The sequence below is a fragment of the Sphingobium aromaticiconvertens genome, from assembly GCF_037154075.1.
Lineage (GTDB): Bacteria > Pseudomonadota > Alphaproteobacteria > Sphingomonadales > Sphingomonadaceae > Sphingobium > Sphingobium aromaticiconvertens.
Genome location: NZ_JBANRJ010000001.1, coordinates 3,415,845 through 3,434,663 on the forward strand (window position 1 = coordinate 3,415,845; position 18,819 = coordinate 3,434,663).

The following is an 18,819-nucleotide window of genomic DNA, read 5'->3' on the forward strand; positions in this document are numbered from 1 at the left end:
GCTGTCAGTTCCCGCCCGTCGCGACCGTAATCTGTTGCGGCTTGCCTGGCTTCACGACCGTTCCTGGACGCAGATTGAGCAGTCCTTCCACGATCAACTGATCGCCAGCCTTCAGTCCGCTCGTCACGATCCACTTGTCGCCAATCGCGCGATCAATCTCTACGGTCCGCACTTCAACCTTGTTCTGGGCGCCAACGACCATCGCCGTCGCACGACCGCGTGCATCACGTGTGATGCCCTGCTGCGGCGCCAGGATCGCCTGAGTCCGCTGTCCTTCGACTAGTTGCGCGCGCGCATACATGCCCGGCAAAAGCAACCCGTCGGGATTGGGGAAGATCGCGCGCAGCGTGACCGCGCCCGACGTCGGATCAACCGACACCTCGGAAAATTGCAACCGCCCTTCGATCGGATAGGCCTTGCCATTGGGCAGCAGCAGCTTGACGCGCGCACCCTCCGCTTCGGTCACGCCACCGCTCCGCATCGCTTCCTTCAGGTCCAGCAACTGCGCCGCCGACTGCGTCAGATCCACAAAGACCTGATCGGTCCGCTGAATGGTTGACAGCGCGTCCGCCTGCCCAGCCTGCACCAGCGCGCCAGGCGTATAGAGCGATCGCCCGATCCGACCGGAAATAGGCGCGCGAATGCGGGTAAACCCCTGATTGACCTGGGCCGCCTGCACCGCCGCACGCTGCGCCGCAACATTTCCGCGCGCCTGCATGGCAGATGCATTGGCGTTGTCAGCCTCCTGCTTGCTGACCGCGTTGATGCCGACCAATTCCTTATATCGCTGGGCCTGCAGCGCAGTCGCGTTGATCGTTGCCTGCGCATTGGCCAGACTGCCCTGCGCCTGCGCCAGCGCAGCCCGATAGGGCGCGTCCTCAATCTCGTATAGCACCTGCCCGGCGCGCACCATGCTGCCCTCCGTGAACAGGCGGCGACGGATCACGCCACTGATCTGCGGGCGCACTTCCGACGTTTCCACGGCAGAAATCCGGCCAGGAAGCTCATTCAACAACGGCGCTGCCTCGACCTTCATCGCCACCACACCCACGGCGGGCGGCGGAGGCGCAGGCTGTTCCTTTTCACCGCAGGCGGCAAGCGCCAGGGACGAAACACATATCATCATGCCCAGGCGGCTGAAGGGTCGCATAAAGATTCCTATTTTTCTTATTTGCAGGCGCAAGCACCGGAATGAATGTTCATTCCGCTTGCCCTGCAATTAGGATTGTGCAACTGCGAGTTCAAGAAGAAAATGGAGTGGACAGGAAAAATGGTTGCGGTGCAGCATGAATTGGGAAGCCGAGAACGCATATTGCTGGCTGCTCGCTCCCTGTTCGCAAATCAGGGGTTCCATCAAACCCCCATCGCCGAACTCGCAAGCGCGGCAAAAGTTTCCGTTGGCCAGATATATCGGCTTTTCAAGGGCAAGGAAGACATTATTTCCGCCATTGTGGAGGCAGATTCAGCCGAACGCATGACTGAATTGACCAGCCTTTGCGAACAGCTAAAGGCCGGCGACCTCAGCATCGAACGGACCTTCGAACTGATGACGCTCATGGTGTTCGATTCGAAGGAAGAGGCTTTGTCCTTCGACATATTGGCCGAAGCGTTTCGCAATGCGTCGGTGGGAGCGACGATCACGAACATGTGCCTGCGCTATCGCGAGGTGCTGCGCGAATTGGCCTGCGTCGCCAACCCGCGACTGTCGGGCGACGCGCTCGACGCCGCTGAGGAGATGATCATGGCCTGCATGTTCGGCCTTGGCCATCGCAGTCTTTCCATGCCCCGGTTAAGCGCAGAAATGACCGCCATCTGGACGGCTCGTCTAATCGTAGCGGGGCTGAAGGCAGCCGGTTAAGGCAATACCTCCATTCTCTACCCGCCCCTCATTTCGCTGTCACGCCCTCGGGCAGCACGACCGCCGACCAGCTTTTGCCCGGCACCAGATATTTCCCGGCCAGCGCCTGTACATTGGCCGGGGTAACGCTCAACAGGTCCGCCGCCATGGTTCGCATCGCCTCGACATAACGGGGATCGCGGGTCGCGCCCTCCATCTGATTCATCCAGAAGACATTGCCTGTGCTGGCCCGCGCCAGCATCTGGCGCATCGGCGCGACGGCCCGCTGCAATTCATCATCGGAGACAGGCTTGGCCACCAGGTCCGCAGCGGTATCTTTGACGATACCATAGAAATAATTGACCTTTTCCGGCTTCACCTGGCTTGACACCAATATGTAACCGCCACTGTCGAACGAGAAAGGCCAGTTATTCTGAACACTGGGCGAATAGGCTGCCCCTTCGGCGGAGCGCAGCTTGTCGAACAGCCGATCGTTGAAAATCTGCGTCAGGATTTCCAACTGCCGCGCCTCGCGGGTCATGGCAAAGCCGCCCGCCGTCGGCCATGCCATGACGGCGCCCGCCTGCTCCTTGTCGCCCTTGTGCCGCAGCACTACAGGCACTTCGACATGCGCCGGAAAGCGCGAAACCTTATTCGCGGCCGGGACAGGCTTGTCCGCCCGCGCAGGTAGCGCGCCAAAGGTCGCAGCCACCGCCTGGATGGCGTCATCGGCCTTCACCTGCCCGAAAATCTGCACCTCGATCGGCCCGGATGCCAGGATCGGCTCCCATGTCGCGCGGAAGGCCTGCGGCGTCAGCGCCTCAATCTCCTGCCGCGATGGCGTGCGATAGCGCACGTCCTTGCTGTGCAGAAGCCAGTTGAGGTCGCGACCCAACACCGCGTCAGGTGAGCGCGACATGGCGTCATAGGCCAATATGGCCCCCGCTTTCACCCGTGCAATCGGCGCGGGATCCCAGCCGGGCTGGGCCAGCTTGGTCGCGAACAGCTTGAGTTGATCCTTATAGTCCGCAGGCCGCGTCACCGCCGCCATCTCGAACGCATCGTCATCGACCGAGAAATCGAAGCCCATGCGGCGACCATTGGTCAGGTCGTCCAGTTCGCGCTGCCCCAGCTTGCCAATCCCGCTCGCCACCAGCGCATAGTCCGCCGCCCAACTGGGCACCGGCTTGGTCGGCGACAGGTCCAGTTGGCCATGTCCAAAGCGCACATTGATCCGCACCTTCTCCGTTTCGGCATCATTGGCGAACAGCGTCAGCTTGACGCCGTTGGAGAAGGTCACGGTCTCCATGCCCTGCAAACCGACCGGCGTGCGCGACACGACCGTGCCCGGCGCACCCAGCTTGGGCAGGTCGTCCATCGTCACCGTGCCATTGGCAAGCCGTGCATTTTTCGCCGCCGCGACCGGTTCGGCCAGCGCCGCCGCCAGCTTCTGCTCGGCCCCCGGCTGCGCCTTGCCCATCATCAGCAACGCGCGGAATACCCCCGCCGAAAAGAGCCGCTGGGTGGATTCCAGCATCTTCTGCGGCGTCATCATCGGCTTACCCGACCGGAAGATATCAAGCGCCGCCTGCGGGCTGACCGTGGTTTCGCGAATATCGACCGCGCTCACCAGATCGCTCGCCTGCTTGGCGCCCGCCTCGGTATCGTAATTTTCAACCTGCACCGCCAGCGCCGTGTCGAACTGGGCATATTCGCGGTCAATCTCTTCCTTGCTCGGCGGAGTCGCCTTCGCATCCTCGATAATCGCGCGAACGTCGGCCAGCGCCTTTTCCCAATTATCCGCCACCGGAACGATGGTGATGAAGGTGCCGTCGACAGAGCGGCTGACATCCTGCTGATCCGCGCTCGCCTGCAAAAAACTGCCCCCACCACGCGCCGCCTGCTCCAGCCTGCGGTTGATGATCTGCAGCGCCAGCATGTCGGTCAGCTTGTCCTGATTATAGACAATCGTGTCCGCACGCGGCTTCCATGGCCGCAGGAAGGCCATGGTGATCCCGGTTGGCACCCCCGCTTCCACCAGCACCTTTGTCGCGGGCCTCTTGGCGTCCGGCTCACCGAAATCGGGCTGCGTCGCCCCCTGCCCCGGCACGGTCCAGGCCGAAAAATGATCCTTGATCAACTGCTCCGCCACCACCGGGTCAATATCGCCAGCGATGGAGATCACCGCATTTTCTGGGCGATACCAGCGCTGATGAAAGGCCTCCGCGCTTGCAGCGGTCGCGCCGGTCAGTGTCTTCACCGTGCCGATCGGTGCGTGATCCGCCAGCGGTTGCCCGGCAAAGAAATGCAGGCGGCTGGCATCCGAAAGCCGCATCTGCGGCCCATAGGCTTCGCGCATCTCGGCCAGCACCACCGCCCGCTCGGCGGCCACCGCACTGTCGACGATGTTCGGCTCGGTCATCATGCCCGACAGGATTTTCATGCTCTCACCCAGCCCCGCCGGGGTCGCCTGTGGCAGATCGAGCGCATAAGTCGTGCCGGTCGGTGTCGTCTGCGCGTTGCTGTCACTGCCGAAGGTCACGCCCAGCCGCTGCCAGATCCGCTTGGATTCGCCATCGGGCACATGTTTGGAACCGCGCATCGTCAGATGCTCCATGAAATGGGCGAAACCCAATTCATCGGGCTTTTCCATCAGCGACCCGACATCGACCCGCAGGCGGATACTGACCTGCCCCGGCGGCACGCCATTGCGCCGCACGGCATAGCGAAGTCCGTTGGGCAATGTGCCGAACCGCCATGCCGGATCAATCGGCACGTCACTATTTTCATATAGCCACGGCCGCGCCTGCGCCTTGGCCGACCCCTGTTTGACCGGGGTGTCGGTCTGCGTTGCAAGGGGGGCCTGCGCCTGCGCCGGGACGGCAAGCCCCGAAAGCATCAGCGAAAGGACAGACAGCGAAGCGGCGGTGCGCCGAAAGGAAAGGCTCATAGACTGTGCAGCCTAGAGCGATTTTCCTGAATGGCTACTGACAATCGGGGCAATGACCCCGACGCACGATCAATAGGAGCGCCCGACCAACACCCGCTCCACCGCCTTGTCGCCGGTAAAGATGCATGTGCCGTCCGCAGCAATCGCGTCCATCGGCACATTCCGCAGCGTCAGCTTCTCGCCCTTCAGCCACGCGATCACCTTGTCCAGCGCTTCGCCGGTCGGCTTCGCCCACTGCACCTCGGCCCAGCCCGGCCGCGCACTTGCATCGAAATAGGCCTTGAGCGCATCCAGAGTCGCCACGTCGCGATTGATGTTGGTATGCAGCCGCGCAGAGGCCTGATCGAACAGCGTTTGCTGGATTTCCTCCAGCATCGCCGTTGCGCCCGCGACGAAATCGCCTCGCGCAACGCCAGCGCTATTCAGCTTGCCATCTTCCCGATACAGATGATCGCGGCGGATGACCGACACATTGCTCGCCGCCAGATCACGGCCGCCAACCTCGATCACGATCGGCGCGCCCTTCTTGACCCAGCCCCAGCGCTTGGTCGCCGCCTTGGCCGGACGACGATCCAGCAGCGCGCGCACTGGCTCACGGAACACGTCCAGCCTGTTGAGGTCAGCCACGATCGCGCTGCAATAGTCCAGGATCGCAGCGTCTTCCTCTGTATCGCGCAGCATCGGCACCACCACCACCTGATAGGGTGCAACGCGTGGCGGCACGCGCAGACCGTCATCATCGCCATGCACCATGATGAGGCCACCGATCATCCGCGTGGACATGCCCCAACTCGTCGTCTGCGCCAGTTCCTGTTGCCCTTCGGCGTTCTGGAACTTGATATTCTGCGCCGCGGAAAAGGTCGTGCCCAGAAAGTGCGAGGTGCCAGCCTGCAACGCCTTGCCATCCTGCATCATCGCCTCGATCGAGTAGGTCGCGACGGCGCCGGGAAAACGCTCATTCTCAGGCTTTTCGCCCGCAACCACGGGCAGCGCGATGCATTCCTCGGCAAAGCTGCGATAGACTTCCAGCATCTTCATCGTTTCTTCCAGCGCCTCAGGCACGGTCGCATGGGCGGTATGCCCCTCCTGCCACAGAAATTCGCTGGTGCGCAGGAACATGCGGGTCCGCATCTCCCAGCGCACGACATTGGCCCACTGGTTGATGAGCACGGGCAGATCGCGCCACGATTGAACCCAGCGAGAGAAAGCCGCGCCGATCACCGTCTCCGATGTGGGGCGCACCACCAGCGGCTCCTCCAGCTTCGCTTCGGGATCGGGGACCAGCTTCCCGTCCTTCTGGATCAGCCGGTGATGGGTGACGACCGCCATTTCCTTGGCGAAGCCATCGACATGCTCGGCCTCTTTCTCGAAATAGGAAAGCGGGATGAACAGCGGGAAATAGCAATTCTCGTGGCCTGTCGCCTTGATCCGGTCGTCCAGCAGCTTCTGTATCCGCTCCCAGATGCCATAGCCCCATGGACGGATGACCATGCATCCACGCACGCCACTTTCCTCGGCCATGTCGGCCTCCGAAACGACGGCCTGATACCAGGCGGAAAAATCCTGCTCGCGGGTAACGGAAAGGGCATGTTTCACGGGATCGACGGGCCTTGCACTGAAAGGAGACTATGGACCGCGCCATAGGCGATGCGCGGTGCCGCTGTCGACCCCTCCCCAATGGCCATGGAAGTCAGCCGCCCGTAGGCACGCCCAGCCTGTCGAGCCAGGCCCGCGCCTGCTTCGGCTCTCCTACGGCGCTTGACGGGACCGGTCCCCGCGCCGCCATGAAGCCTTGATGCAGCGCGAACGGTTCCAGCCCCAGTTGCGCGCGCATGTCGTCTATATCCTCGGCCATGTCGCAGAGGCTGGCCACCACGGGAGCAATCTTCGCCCGCGCCGCCTTATCCTTGTTATGATCGAACAGGCCCCACGCCCCGGCAGCCGTTGCTTGAAGGGCCGCGATCAGCGCGGCCCTATAGTCGCTTTCCAGCTCCTCACGATGGACGTCCAGTCTTTCAAGGCGATCTGCCTTTGCCATGAAATCGCCCTGACGCCCCGTTCAGCCCAGCTTGTCGATTTTCGCGTTCATCGCCGCCAGTTGCGCCTTCAGTTCCGCGATCTCGTCATCCTTGTCGCTCTCTTCAGCCGGGGCGCTCGTACCGGGGACACCCGGAACGCCGCCCTTGAAGGCGCTGGTCGCGGCCTCGAACATCTGCATGTTGCGCTTGGCGATCTCGGCCAGCGGACCACCGCCAAAGGCACCCTGCATCGCCTGCTGGAACTGCAGCTGGTTCTTGCGGAATGCATCCATCGACGCTTCCAGATATTGCGGCACCATCGACTGCATCGAATCGCCATACATGGAAATCAACTGCCGCAGGAAGTTGACGGGCAGCATGTTCTTGCCGCGCTGCTCCTCTTCCATGATGATCTGGGTCAGGACATTATGGGTGATGTCATCACCACTCTTGGCATCGACGACCACGAACTCGCGCCCCTCGCGCGTCATCTGCGACAACAGGTCCAGCGTGATGTAGCTGGAGGTTTCGGTATTGTAGAGACGTCGATTGGCGTACTTCTTGATGACCACAGGTTCCGACTCGTTCGCCGGTTTCGACTTTGCCATGAAAGCTCCTCCCATCCCTGAGAATGTTGCATTAGCACAAGGCGTTGCCGCACCGCAACATGGCCCCCGCCCATTGCCGCTGTTTCTGGACCTTTTATGGCGCCAGACAGAGGGCGATCCCGATTTGAGACGCCGCGCCTTCCTTGGCTTGCGCCGCTATCAGTCGGCCATTCGCCCATCACCACCGCCTGCTTTGCCCGCCTTTGCTGCGGCGGGATCTGCAAAAATGCTGCGCGCCGGCACGGATGACGCCAGCACGAACGATGATCGCGCGCCCGTGGTCTTCATCCCCTCACTCATCAATCCGCCGCGCGTGCTGGACATATCGGCGGACCGCTCGATGGTGCGCCATATGGCGGCGGCGGGACATGACGCCTTCCTGATCGACTGGGGCACACCGACCGCTGCCGACCATGGCCTTGACCTGACCGGCCATGTCACCGACCGACTCCTCCCTCTCCTTGCCACACTCTCGCGCCCGCCGATCCTGGTCGGCTATTGTCTTGGTGGCACGCTGGCGCTGGGTGCGGCAAAGGCAGCGGGCGTACAGGCAATCGCGACCATCGCTGCGCCCTGGCAGTTCAGCGGTTTTCCGCAGGCCGACCAGCAACAGGTCGCCTCCCTCTGGCGCGGTGCAAAACCGATGTGCCAGCGACTGGGCTATGCGCCGATGGAGGTGCTGCAATCGGGCTTCTGGTCACTCGATCCCGACCGCACGATCCGCAAATATGCTGCCTTTGCAGACATGGCCGACGGCTCGGCGCAACAACATGCCTTCATGGCGATCGAGGATTGGGCGAATGAAGGCCCCCCCCTGACCTTTGCCGCCGCGCGTCAATTGTTCGAAGATTTCTACACCGGGAACGATACGGGTGAAGGCCGCTGGCAGATTGCGGGCGCAGCCGTCGATCTCGCAGCCCTCTCCTGCCCCAATTTTTCGATCTGCTCCTCAACCGATCGCATCGTGCCCGCTGCCGCCGCGCCGCCGCTGGCCGACACCCGCACGCTCGCCACCGGCCATGTCGGCATGATCGTCGGCAGCAACGCGCGCGCAAACGTCTGGAATCCGCTGTCCGACTGGCTTTCGCGTGTTGGCGGATGATGCTAAAGGGCCGCGAAACGCTCCCTTGAACAGAGGATATGTCCATTGACCGATATCGTCATCACCGCCGCCAAGCGTACCCCCGTGGGCAGTTTCCTAGGCAGCCTCGGCAGCGTTCCCGCGCATGAACTGGGCAGCATCGCAATTCAGGCCGCACTGACGCAGGCGGGCGTGTCGCCCGATGAAGTCGACGAAGTGATATTGGGCCATGTCCTGACCGCCGCGCTGGGCCAGAACCCGGCTCGTCAAGCCGCCGTCGCCGCGGGCATCCCCGTCGATCGCACCGCCTTCGCCATCAATCAGGTCTGTGGTTCCGGCCTGCGCGCCGTCGCCCTCGCGGCGCAGGCGATCGCCACCGGCGACGCGCGCATCATGGTCGCGGGGGGACAGGAAAGCATGTCCCTCTCCCCCCACGCGCAAAAGCTGCGCGGCGGCACCAAGATGGGTAATGTCAGCCTGGTCGATACGATGGTCCTCGACGGCCTGACGGATGCCTTCAACGGCTATCATATGGGCATCACCGCCGAAAATCTGGCGGAGAAGTATCAGATCACCCGCGAAGATCAGGACGCCTTCGCCGTCGCCAGCCAGAACAAGGCCTCTGCCGCCCGCGCCTCGGGCCGCTTCAAGGACGAGATTGCAGCGGTCACGATCAAGGGCCGCAAGGGCGACACCATCGTCGACACCGACGAATATATCCGCGACGGCGCGACGATCGAGGCGATGGCTGGCCTGAAGCCCGCCTTCAAGAAGGACGGCACCGTCACCGCCGCCAACGCCAGCGGCCTGAATGACGGCGGCGCAGCGCTTGTGCTGATGAGCGCGGATGATGCCGCCAAGCGCGGTGCGACCATCCTTGGCCGCGTTGCCAGTTGGGCGACCTGCGGCGTCGACCCGTCGATCATGGGCATCGGCCCGGCCCCGGCCAGCCGCAAGGCGCTGGAAAAAGCGGGCTGGTCGGTCGCCGACCTCGACCTGATCGAAGCCAATGAAGCCTTCGCCGCGCAGGCACTCTCGGTCGGCAAGGAACTGGGCTGGGACGCGTCGAAGGTCAACGTCAATGGCGGCGCGATCGCCATCGGCCATCCCATCGGCGCATCGGGCGCGCGCATCCTGACCACCCTGCTCTATGAAATGGGCAAGCGCGACGCGAAGAAGGGTCTTGCCACCCTCTGCATCGGCGGCGGCATGGGCATCGCCCTGTGCATCGAGCGGTAAGCTAACGCATCGCCAACCGGCGAGAGAGGCCGCTGACCTGTACAGGTCAGCGGCCTTTTCTTTATTTAGTCTATCGGCGTTCTTACCCGCGCCGGGTTACCCATCACCGTGGCGCCCGCAGGCACATCGCGGGTGACGACGCTACCCGCTCCGATGATGGCATCATCACCGACCGTCACACCCGGCAGGATAATCGCGCCGCCGCCAATCCACACATTGCGACCGATCGAAATGGGCTTGCCCGACTCCAGCATCCGCGCCCGCAGCGCCGGGTCGCGCGGATGATCCGCCGTCAATATCTGGACGCACGACCCGATCTGCGTTCCCGCGCCGATGGTCACGGCGACCACGTCCAGGATGACGCAGTTGAAGTTCAGGAACACCCCGTCGCCCAGGCTGATATTATAGCCATAGTCGCAATGAAATGGCGGACGGATGACCGCACCCGCGCCGACGCTGCCCAACGCCTCCACCAGCATCGCGTGGCGGGCCTCGACCGTCTCGGCCAGCGAAGCATTATATCGCGCCATCCATGCAAAAATGCGCGCGCTGTCGGCGATCAGTTCGGGGCTATTGGCGATATAGAGGTCGCCCGCCAGCATCTTCGCCTTCTCGCTCCGTTCATCCATATCGCTTGGCCATTAGTTCCAAAGCCGATCGAACCGCGCGCCAAGCCCCGTCAGCAATTCATATTGCGAAAGCCCCGACACCGCTGCCGCTTGCGGAAGTGCATAGTCGATCGTCAGCCAGTCCCCCTCCCCCACATGCGGAGCCGCACCCACATCCACCGCGATCAGATCCATCGACACCCGCCCGATCACCGGCAGCCGCACGCCATCGCCGACCGCAGCCCCACGCCCGGAAAAGCCGCGCAGATAGCCATCGGCATAGCCCAGATTCAGCACCGCGACCTCCATGTCCGCTGGCGCCTCATGGGTCGCATTATAGCCGATCGTGTCGCCCGCAATCACACGCCGCCGCTGCAAAATCTGCGCCTGCGGCTGCACTACCTGCGCGATATGCCCCTTTGCTTCCCCACGCGGCACCCCGCCATAGAGCGCCACGCCGGGCCGCGTCAGGTCATGGGCATAATCCTCACCCAGACAAATACCCGCGCTGTTCGCGAGGCTGTAGCGCCGCGCAGGGACCACCGCCCGCAGCGCCGCGAAACGATCCCGCTGTACGGCATTCAGCGCGCTCTCCTCATCGCCCGAGGCAAGGTGGCTCATCAGCGTTTCGACCCGCAGCCCCGCGATCATCGCCGCCACATCGCCGCCCCAGTCCAGCCCCAGCCGGTTCATGCCGGTATCGACCATCACGTCGCAGGCGCCACCACCCGCCGCTTTCCAGCGCGCGATCTGCCCGATCGAACATAATACAGGCCGTGCGCGCGATTTGAGTGCCGGCGCCATATCCTCGTCTCGCACGCCATGCAGAACCGAGAGCGAGAGGCCATCAGCGATCGGCTCCAGTGCCGCCGCCTCCGCCCAGTTGGAGACGAAGAAATCGCGGCACCCCGCCGCCGCCAGCCGCGCCATGACCTCAGCCGCGCCCAGCCCATAGCCGTCCGCCTTGATCGCCGCGCCGCAAGCCGCGCCGCCGCCCCGCGCCCTCAGCCAGCGCCAGTTGGACACAAGCGCGTCGCCATTCAGGCGCAGGCGCAGCGGAGCGGTAAAGCCAGTCATTGCCCCGCCGATAGCGCCATCCCGCCCCAAGGTCGAGCGTCCGCTTCGCCTATTCAGGCGTCCAGCCTGTTGCCCCGCGTCTCCGGCAGGGCGATCAGGCAGGTCACGAGTGCGGCGGCAACCACGACCATTGTGTACCACAGCCCCGCATAGGGATCGCCCGTCCGCGCGACCATATATTGACTGACCAGCGGTAGAAATCCGCCGAAATAGCCGGTGCCGATATGATAGGGGATGGACAGAGAACTATAGCGGATGCGCGCCGGAAAATATTCCGACAACAAAGCCGCGACCGGCCCATAGGTCGCCCCCGAAAGCGTCCACAGCAGCAGCAACGCGCCGAACAACAGCATCGCCCGCGGCCAGTCCGGCGTTATCGTCCCGAAATCATAGCCCTTGGCCTTGAGCGCGTTATCCAGCCCAACCGCGCTCAAATCCACAACCGGCAGCCCGCCGATGCTGACGGCGGGCGTTGCACCAACCTGTTTCTCATAAGGAAGGCCGCGCTTGGAAAAATGATCGAGCAGTTTGCCACAGACGGTTGGTTGCACCTTCGCGAAAGGATCGAAACGACAATCCGGCCCGCTGACGACTACGGGCGCCCGCTCCGCCGCTGCGGCCAGCGCCGGGTTCGCCGTGCTGCCCATGAACTGATAGAGCGGTATCAACAGCGCCAGCACCAGCGCATAGCCGATGATGATCGGCTTCTTGCGCCCCACCCGATCCGACAGCCAGCCAAAGAAGATGAACGCGCCCATCCCGGCAAAGGCGCTGCCGCCCACCAGCAACTGCGCGATACCGGGCGACACATGCAGCCCGCTCTGGAGGAAATAGAGCGCCTGGAACATCACCGTATAGGCGATCACGGTAAAGCCCGCCGCGATCCCGATCATAGCGACCAGCATCCGCTTCCTGTTGCCGGGATAGGTGAAGGCTTCCTTGAGCGGATTTTTCGCCTGCGTCCCCGCTTTCTTCATCGCCATGAATACCGGGCTTTCGCGCAGCATCAACCGCATCCAGAGCGAAATCGCCAATAGCGCAAGCGAGAAGATGAAGGGCAGCCGCCAACCCCAGGCCTGCCACACCTCTGGCCCCACGATCCATTGCGTACCGACCACGACGATCAGCGACAGGATGAACCCGCCGATCACGCCCGCCTGAATGAAGCTGGTATAGAAGCCGCGCTTGCCCGCTGGCGCATGTTCCGCGACATAGATCGCCGCCCCGCCATATTCACCGCCCAGCGCCAGCCCCTGCGCGATCCGCAACAGGATCAGGATGATCGGCGCGGCCACGCCGATGCTGGCGGCGGAGGGCGTCAGCCCCACCCCCGCCGTCGCGACCCCCATCAGGATGATGGTCGCCAGGAATGTATATTTTCGTCCCAGCCGATCGCCCAGATAGCCGAACAGCATCGCGCCCAGCGGCCGAAAGCCGAAGCCGATGGCGAAACCCGCCAGCGAATAGAGCAACTCCACAGTCGGATTGTCGGTGGGAAAGAAGGTGCGGCCAATGATCGGCGCCAGCACCCCGTAGATATAGAAATCATACCATTCGAACACGGTGCCCAGCGCCGAAGCGGTAATGACCAACCGGTCCCGCTTCGCGTCCATCACATAGTCACCACCGACTGCCGCCCCCGCCATCCTGCCCCTCCCAAAGTCCTTAGAACAACCGCGCCCCGTTCGGCACTGCCTTGTCCGGCGCGAACAGCGTCACCGCACCCGCCTCGTCCGCAAAGCCCAATGTCAGCACTTCAGACAGAAATTTGCCGATCTGGCGCGGCGCAAAGTTGACCACTGCCGCGACCTGACGCCCCGGCAGGGCATCCAGCGTGTAATTCTCTGTAATCTGCGCACTCGATTTCTTATGGCCAATCCCCGGCCCGAAATCGATCAGCAGTTTATAGGCCGGCTTGCGCGCATCGGGATAGGCTTCCGCCGAAACGATGGTCCCGATGCGGATATCGACCGCCAGGAAATCATCGAAATCGATGGTATCAGCAGGTAGCGCGGCAGGGTCGTGAGTCAGGTGCATGGAGGCACCCTATCCGTTCGTCGCGGGCGAAGTCGAGAGAGGCTCTCGCTTCCCCCGAAACGAACGGCATGAAGGCTATTCCATCTCCAGGATGATCGCATCCACCGGCAGGCTTTCGCCCTGCGCCGCCGACACGCTCTTGACGGTCCCCGACTTCTGCGCGCGCAGGATATTTTCCATCTTCATCGCCTCAATGACCGCAAGCGGCTGTCCGGCCTCCACCTTGTCGCCTTCCTTGACGTTCAGCGCGACAAGCAGGCCCGGCATCGGGCAAATCAGGTAGCGCGACAGGTCTGGCGGGATCTTTTCGATCATGTGCGCCGCATAGGGCGCAGCATGTGCGGGCAGGATGCGCAGCTTGTGGCTCGCCCCATGCGCCGTCAGCACGAAGCCCGCGCGCACGGACGCGATCTTCACGGCCAGTTCGTCGTCGCCAAACTCGGCCTCAATCAGCCGGTCGCCCGGCGTATATTCCAGCGCCATGTCGATCGCTTCGCCATCCACGCTCACATCGTCGCCCTTGATGACGACGTCGTGCAACAGGTCGCCAATCTTCACCTGCCAGCCGGTCGGGGCCTTCAGCTTGTTGCCCAGTTGCCCGTCGATCCGCCGTGCGCGATCAGCCTGCGCCATCGCCGCAAAGGCTCCGATCGCCGCCAGCCTCTTGAGCAGTTCCGGTGACGCGGGCGCGCCCTGGAAGCCGTCGGGATATTCCTCTGCGATGAAGCCGGTGGTGATGTTGCCCGAGCGGAACCGCTCATGCTGCATCAGCGCCGACACGAAATCGATATTGTGGCCCGGCCCGTCAATTTCGAACCGGTCGAGCGCCGCGATCTGCTTGTCGATCGCCTCCAGCCGCGTCGGCGCCCAGGTAATGAGCTTGGCGATCATCGGGTCGTAGAACATGCTGACCTCGCCGCCCTCTTCCACGCCATCGTCCACACGCACGCCGTCAATGGCCTCGGGCGGATTATAGCGGATCAGGCGACCAGTGGACGGCAGAAAGCCGCGATAAGGGTCTTCGGCATAGACACGATTCTCGATCGACCAGCCGTTGATCTTCACATCGTCCTGGCCGAACGCCAGCGCCTCGCCATTGGCGACGCGGATCATCTGCTCGACCAGATCGAGGCCGGTGATTTCCTCGGTCACGGGATGTTCAACCTGCAACCGGGTGTTCATCTCCAGGAAGTAGAAGCCCTCGCCGGTCGTGTCCGCGCCCGACACGATCAGTTCGACCGTCCCCGCGCTGAAATAGCCGACCGCACGCGCCAGCGCGACGCACTGTTCGCCCATGGCCTTCCGCATCTTGGGCGTGACGAAGGGCGACGGCGCTTCCTCGACCACCTTCTGGTGGCGACGCTGGATCGAACATTCGCGTTCGTTCAGATAGACGATATTGCCGTGCTGATCGCCCAATATCTGGATTTCGATATGGCGCGGGCTTTCGATGAACTTCTCGATGAACACGCGGTCATCGCCAAAGCTGTTCAGCCCTTCGCGCTTGGTTGCCTCAAAGCCTTCGCGCACATCCTGCTCGCTATAGGCCAGCCGCATCCCCTTGCCGCCGCCGCCAGCCGATGCCTTCATCATCACCGGATAGCCGATCTCGTTGGAGATCTTCACAGCATGTTCGGTGTCCTCGATCACGCCGACAAAGCCGGGGACGACATTGACGCCCGCTGCCATCGCCAGCTTCTTGGACTCGATCTTGTCGCCCATCGCCGCGATCGCATTGGCGGGGGGGCCGACAAAGATGATGCCCTCGGCGTCCAGTGCCTTCCGGAAGCTCTCCCGCTCCGACAGGAAGCCATAGCCCGGATGCACGGCGTCAGCGCCTGTATCCTTGCACGCCTGAATGATCTTGTCCGCGATCAGGTATGATTGGGCGGCGGGCGACGGGCCGATATGTACAGCCTCATCCGCCAGCAGCACATGCGGCGCGCGGCTGTCGGCGTCCGAATAGACCGCCACGGTCTTGATGCCCATCTTGCGCGCCGTGCGAATGACGCGGCACGCGATTTCGCCACGGTTCGCGATCAGGATCTTGGTGATTGCCATTCTTGTTCCTGCCCCAGTCTGTCTAAGTCCATGTCCGTCACCCCGGATTTAAGCGGGACCAGAACCGCAGGCACTTCCCGCGACACTCTGGATACCGGATCAATTCCGGCATGACGGGTGTGTGATTATTCCGCCGCCTCCAGATGCGCCTTAACTTCGGCCTGCATCGGCACCACGCCCAGCTTGGCGAACAACGCCGTGTCGGCATTGTCGCCTGCGTTCGGCGTCGTCAGCAGCCGGTCGCCGGTGAAGATACTGTTCGCGCCCGCCATGAAGCACAGCGCCTGGCACGCCTCGCTCATGCTCTCGCGGCCCGCACTCAACCGCACCATGCTCTGCGGCATCACGATCCGCGCCACGGCCACGGTCCGCACGAACTCGATCTCGTCGATCTTGGCGAGCGGCGTGTCGGCCAGCATATCGCCCAGCACCGTGCCCTTGACCGGCACCAGCGCGTTGATCGGCACGCTTTGGGGGTGTTCGGGCAGGGTCGCGAGCGCATGGAGAAAGCCGACGCGATCCTCACGCGCCTCACCCATGCCGACTATCCCGCCCGAGCAGACGTTAATCCCGCTATTGCGAACATTTTCCAGCGTTTCCAGCCGGTCGTCAAAGGTCCGGGTGGTGATGACCTTCTCATAATGTTCGGGCGAGGTGTCGATATTATGGTTGTAATAATCGAGGCCCGCGTCGGCCAGCGTCTTCGCCTGCCCCTGCGTCAGCATCCCCAGCGTCATGCAGGTTTCCATGCCCATCTGGCGCACACCCTTCACCATCGACACGATGGCGGGCATGTCCCGCTCCTTGGGATTGCGCCAAGCAGCACCCATGCAAAAGCGCGAACTTCCCGCATCCTTCGCTTGTGCCGCAGCCTGCATGACCGATTGCACGCTCATCAACTTTTCAGCCTTCAGGCCCGATTCCGCCGAGGCGGACTGGTTGCAATAGCCGCAATCCTCCGGGCACCCACCGGTCTTGATCGACAGCAGAGTCGATAGCTGGACCTCATTGCGCGGGAAGTTCGCGCGATGGATGGTCTGGGCCTCGAACATCAGATCGTTGAAGGGCAGGTCGAACAGGGTCGCGATTTCCTCGCGCGTCCAGTCGATGCGAACAGGTGCGGTCATTAGGCGGCTTCCTCCAGCCCGGCAGGGGGCATGTTGTGGCCGAGGAGGCGCAGCACATCGGCGGCGCATTCCACGACATTGGAACCCGGCCCATAAATGCCCTGAACGCCCGCGTCACGGAGGAAGTCATAGTCCTGCGGCGGAATGACCCCGCCTGCGATCACCTTGATGTCGTTGCGACCGGCCTCGCGCAGCTTGGCGATCAGGTCGGGGATCAACGTCTTGTGCCCTGCCGCCAATGATGACGCCCCCACTACGTCGACGCTGCTCTCCAGCGCCAGCACCACGGTTTCCTCCGGCGTCTGGAACAACGGTCCCGACACGACGTCGAACCCCATGTCCCCGAACGCGGAGGCGATGACGTTGGCGCCTCGATCATGCCCATCCTGCCCCATCTTTGCGACGAGCAGTTTGGGCTTGCGACCGAGGCGCCGCTCGACGGCCTGCACTCCGTCAAGAACCTGTTGCCAGCGGCTATCCCCCTCATAGGGGGCCGCATAAACGCCCTTCACGGGCGTTGGCGTCGTACCGTAGCGATTGAAGCTCTCTTCCATCGCCGATGAAATCTCGCCCAGCGTGGCGCGTGCGCGCGCGCACTCCACGGCCAACGCCAGCAGGTTATTCTCGATGCTCGAAGGCTTGGTCGCGCCTTCGCGCAACGCCTGCAAAGCGGCTTGGCACTTGTCCTCGTCACGCTCGGCCTTGGTCTTATTGATGCGGGCGATCTGGCCTTCGCGGACCTTGGCGTTGTCGATGTCCAGCGTTTCGAGGAAATCCTCGGTCGCGAGGCGGTATTTGTTGACGCCCACGATCACGTCATCGGCGCGGTCGACACGCGCCTGCCGCCCGGCCGCCGCTTCCTCGATCATCGCTTTGGGCCAGCCAGCCGCCACGGCCTTCGCCATGCCGCCTTCGGCCTGTACGCGGTCGATAATCTCCTGCGCGGCGTCGACCAGTTGCTGGGTCAGCGCCTCGATATAATAGCTGCCACCCAGCGGATCGACGACCTTGGTCATCCCGGTTTCTTCCTGGATGATGATCTGCGTATTGCGCGCGATGCGGGCGGAAAAGTCGGTGGGCAGCGCGATCGCTTCGTCCAGCGCATTGGTGTGCAGCGACTGGGTACCGCCCAGCATCGAGGCCATCGCCTCGACCGTGGTGCGGATGATGTTGTTATACGGGTCCTGTTCGGTCAGCGACACGCCGCTGGTCTGGCAATGCGTCCGCAGCATCTTGCTGCGCTCATCCTGCGCGCCCAGCTTGGTCATGGAGCGGTGCCACAGCACGCGGGCCGCGCGCAGCTTGGCGATCTCCATGAAGAAGTTCATGCCGATGGCGAAAAAGAAGCTCAGACGTCCGGCGAATTTGTCGATGTCGAGGCCCGACGCCACGCCATATTTCACATATTCCATGCCGTCGGCGATGGTGAAGGCCAGTTCCTGCACCTGCGTCGCCCCGGCCTCCTGCATATGATAGCCGGAGATGGAGATGCTGTTGAACTTGGGCATCTCACGCGACGTATAGCCGAAAATGTCGGAGATGATCCGCATCGAGGGTTCGGGCGGATAGATATAGGTGTTGCGGACCATGAACTCCTTCAGAATGTCATTCTGAATGGTTCCGTCCAGCAGCTTGCGGTCGACGCCCTGTTCCTCTCCCGTCACGATGAAGAAGGCCAGGATCGGGATCACCGCCCCGTTCATCGTCATGGACACGCTCATCTTGTCGAGCGGAATCCCGTCGAACAGGATCTTCATATCCTCCAGCGTGTCTATCGCCACGCCTGCCTTGCCGACGTCGCCGGTTACGCGCGGATGGTCGCTGTCATAGCCGCGATGGGTGGCCAGATCGAACGCGACCGACAGCCCCTTCTGCCCCGCGGCCAGATTGCGCTTGTAGAAGGCGTTGGACTCCTCGGCGGTCGAAAAGCCCGCATATTGACGGATGGTCCAGGGACGGCCCGCATACATGGACGCGCGCACCCCGCGCGTGAACGGCGCAAAGCCCGGCAGGCCCGGATCGACGGTGACGTCCTCCGCCGTATAGAGCGGCTTGACGTCGATCCCCTCGGGCGTGCGCCAGGTCAGATCCTTGCCCTTCACCTCCTTGTCGGCGGCGGCGGCCCACTGGTCCTGCGTCGGCTTCTGCGTCATTTCCATCAAACCTTCAGCAATTG

The 18,819-nt window shown here is 63.0% G+C and carries 15 protein-coding genes and 1 pseudogene; 4 read left to right on the forward strand and 12 right to left on the reverse strand.

From position 1 onward, the window contains the following. Nucleotides 1–4 precede the first annotated feature (4 nt). Nucleotides 5–1,126: an efflux RND transporter periplasmic adaptor subunit gene (locus WFR25_RS16250; protein ID WP_419723161.1), complete on the reverse strand. Its 1,122-nt coding sequence runs from the start codon at nt 1,124–1,126 to the stop codon at nt 5–7. 144 nt (nt 1,127–1,270) lie between these two features. Here WFR25_RS16250 and WFR25_RS16255 point away from each other — a divergent pair. Both WFR25_RS16255 and WFR25_RS16260 read left to right on the forward strand, forming a co-directional pair. Further along, nucleotides 1,271–1,438, forward strand: a pseudogene (locus tag WFR25_RS16255) (TetR/AcrR family transcriptional regulator); the annotation flags it as partial. Nucleotides 1,439–1,474: 36 nt separating this feature from the next. Further along, nucleotides 1,475–1,858, forward strand: a complete 384-nt coding sequence (locus tag WFR25_RS16260; protein ID WP_336975052.1) for a TetR/AcrR family transcriptional regulator — start codon at nt 1,475–1,477, stop codon at nt 1,856–1,858. Between the two features lie 28 nt (nt 1,859–1,886). On the opposite strand, the gene WFR25_RS16265 is transcribed toward WFR25_RS16260, so the two are convergent. The 4 genes from WFR25_RS16265 to phaR all read right to left on the reverse strand — a co-directional run bounded on the left by WFR25_RS16265 (nt 1,887) and on the right by phaR (nt 7,413). Then, nucleotides 1,887–4,787: a M16 family metallopeptidase gene (locus WFR25_RS16265; RefSeq protein ID WP_336972283.1), complete on the reverse strand. Its 2,901-nt coding sequence runs from the start codon at nt 4,785–4,787 to the stop codon at nt 1,887–1,889. 69 nt (nt 4,788–4,856) lie between these two features. Beyond that, nucleotides 4,857–6,383 carry a proline--tRNA ligase gene (gene proS, locus WFR25_RS16270; RefSeq protein WP_336972285.1) on the reverse strand — a complete coding sequence of 509 codons (1,527 nt, stop codon included), beginning with the start codon at nt 6,381–6,383 and terminating at the stop codon, nt 4,857–4,859. 94 nt (nt 6,384–6,477) lie between these two features. Further along, nucleotides 6,478–6,825: a hypothetical protein gene (locus WFR25_RS16275; protein WP_336972287.1), complete on the reverse strand. Its 348-nt coding sequence runs from the start codon at nt 6,823–6,825 to the stop codon at nt 6,478–6,480. A gap of 21 nt (nt 6,826–6,846) precedes the next feature. Next, the gene (gene phaR, locus WFR25_RS16280) at nt 6,847–7,413 is read right to left on the reverse strand and encodes a polyhydroxyalkanoate synthesis repressor PhaR (RefSeq protein WP_336972289.1); all 567 of its coding nucleotides are present in this window, start codon (nt 7,411–7,413) and stop codon (nt 6,847–6,849) included. Between phaR and WFR25_RS16285 the strand changes: the two genes are divergently transcribed. Next, nucleotides 7,412–8,515, forward strand: a complete 1,104-nt coding sequence (locus WFR25_RS16285; protein WP_336972292.1) for an alpha/beta fold hydrolase — start codon at nt 7,412–7,414, stop codon at nt 8,513–8,515. The genes phaR and WFR25_RS16285 overlap by 2 nt on opposite strands. A gap of 45 nt (nt 8,516–8,560) precedes the next feature. After that, entirely contained in the window at nt 8,561–9,733 is a 1,173-nt protein-coding gene (locus WFR25_RS16290) for an acetyl-CoA C-acetyltransferase (protein WP_336972294.1), read from the forward strand. Nucleotides 9,734–9,798: 65 nt separating this feature from the next. Here the strand turns inward: WFR25_RS16290 and WFR25_RS16295 are convergent, their stop codons facing one another. The 7 genes from WFR25_RS16295 to scpA form a co-directional block, all read right to left on the reverse strand. Further along, nucleotides 9,799–10,362 carry a sugar O-acetyltransferase gene (locus WFR25_RS16295; RefSeq protein WP_336972296.1) on the reverse strand — a complete coding sequence of 188 codons (564 nt, stop codon included), beginning with the start codon at nt 10,360–10,362 and terminating at the stop codon, nt 9,799–9,801. Nucleotides 10,363–10,374: 12 nt separating this feature from the next. Next, nucleotides 10,375–11,418, reverse strand: a complete 1,044-nt coding sequence (alr, locus tag WFR25_RS16300; protein WP_336972299.1) for an alanine racemase — start codon at nt 11,416–11,418, stop codon at nt 10,375–10,377. Between the two features lie 53 nt (nt 11,419–11,471). After that, nucleotides 11,472–13,064 carry an MFS transporter gene (locus tag WFR25_RS16305; RefSeq protein ID WP_336972300.1) on the reverse strand — a complete coding sequence of 531 codons (1,593 nt, stop codon included), beginning with the start codon at nt 13,062–13,064 and terminating at the stop codon, nt 11,472–11,474. Between the two features lie 19 nt (nt 13,065–13,083). After that, the gene (locus WFR25_RS16310) at nt 13,084–13,455 is read right to left on the reverse strand and encodes a tRNA-binding protein (RefSeq protein ID WP_336972302.1); all 372 of its coding nucleotides are present in this window, start codon (nt 13,453–13,455) and stop codon (nt 13,084–13,086) included. A gap of 75 nt (nt 13,456–13,530) precedes the next feature. Continuing rightward, nucleotides 13,531–15,516, reverse strand: coding sequence for an acetyl/propionyl/methylcrotonyl-CoA carboxylase subunit alpha (locus WFR25_RS16315; protein WP_336972303.1), 1,986 nt, complete (start codon nt 15,514–15,516; stop codon nt 13,531–13,533). 125 nt (nt 15,517–15,641) lie between these two features. Further along, the gene (gene bioB / locus WFR25_RS16320) at nt 15,642–16,643 is read right to left on the reverse strand and encodes a biotin synthase BioB (RefSeq protein WP_336972304.1); all 1,002 of its coding nucleotides are present in this window, start codon (nt 16,641–16,643) and stop codon (nt 15,642–15,644) included. Further along, nucleotides 16,643–18,796, reverse strand: coding sequence for a methylmalonyl-CoA mutase (scpA, locus tag WFR25_RS16325; protein WP_336974914.1), 2,154 nt, complete (start codon nt 18,794–18,796; stop codon nt 16,643–16,645). The genes bioB and scpA overlap by 1 nt, the downstream gene beginning before the upstream one ends. Nucleotides 18,797–18,819 lie beyond the last annotated feature (23 nt).

Bases quoted from the DNA above. Each gene is read 5' to 3' on its own strand.
- WFR25_RS16250 (WP_419723161.1), bottom strand. From the start codon at position 1,126: ATGATGATATGTGTTTCGTCCCTGGCGCTTGCCGCCTGCGGTGAAAAG.
- WFR25_RS16260 (WP_336975052.1), top strand. From the start codon at position 1,475: ATGACTGAATTGACCAGCCTTTGCGAACAGCTAAAGGCCGGCGACCTC.
- WFR25_RS16265 (WP_336972283.1), bottom strand. From the start codon at position 4,787: ATGAGCCTTTCCTTTCGGCGCACCGCCGCTTCGCTGTCTGTCCTTTCG.
- WFR25_RS16275 (WP_336972287.1), bottom strand. From the start codon at position 6,825: ATGGCAAAGGCAGATCGCCTTGAAAGACTGGACGTCCATCGTGAGGAG.
- WFR25_RS16285 (WP_336972292.1), top strand. From the start codon at position 7,412: ATGAAAGCTCCTCCCATCCCTGAGAATGTTGCATTAGCACAAGGCGTT.
- phaR (WP_336972289.1), bottom strand. From the start codon at position 7,413: ATGGCAAAGTCGAAACCGGCGAACGAGTCGGAACCTGTGGTCATCAAG.
- WFR25_RS16295 (WP_336972296.1), bottom strand. From the start codon at position 10,362: ATGGATGAACGGAGCGAGAAGGCGAAGATGCTGGCGGGCGACCTCTAT.
- alr (WP_336972299.1), bottom strand. From the start codon at position 11,418: ATGACTGGCTTTACCGCTCCGCTGCGCCTGCGCCTGAATGGCGACGCG.
- WFR25_RS16305 (WP_336972300.1), bottom strand. From the start codon at position 13,064: ATGGCGGGGGCGGCAGTCGGTGGTGACTATGTGATGGACGCGAAGCGG.
- WFR25_RS16310 (WP_336972302.1), bottom strand. From the start codon at position 13,455: ATGCACCTGACTCACGACCCTGCCGCGCTACCTGCTGATACCATCGAT.
- WFR25_RS16315 (WP_336972303.1), bottom strand. From the start codon at position 15,516: ATGGCAATCACCAAGATCCTGATCGCGAACCGTGGCGAAATCGCGTGC.
- bioB (WP_336972304.1), bottom strand. From the start codon at position 16,643: ATGACCGCACCTGTTCGCATCGACTGGACGCGCGAGGAAATCGCGACC.
- scpA (WP_336974914.1), bottom strand. From the start codon at position 18,796: ATGACGCAGAAGCCGACGCAGGACCAGTGGGCCGCCGCCGCCGACAAG.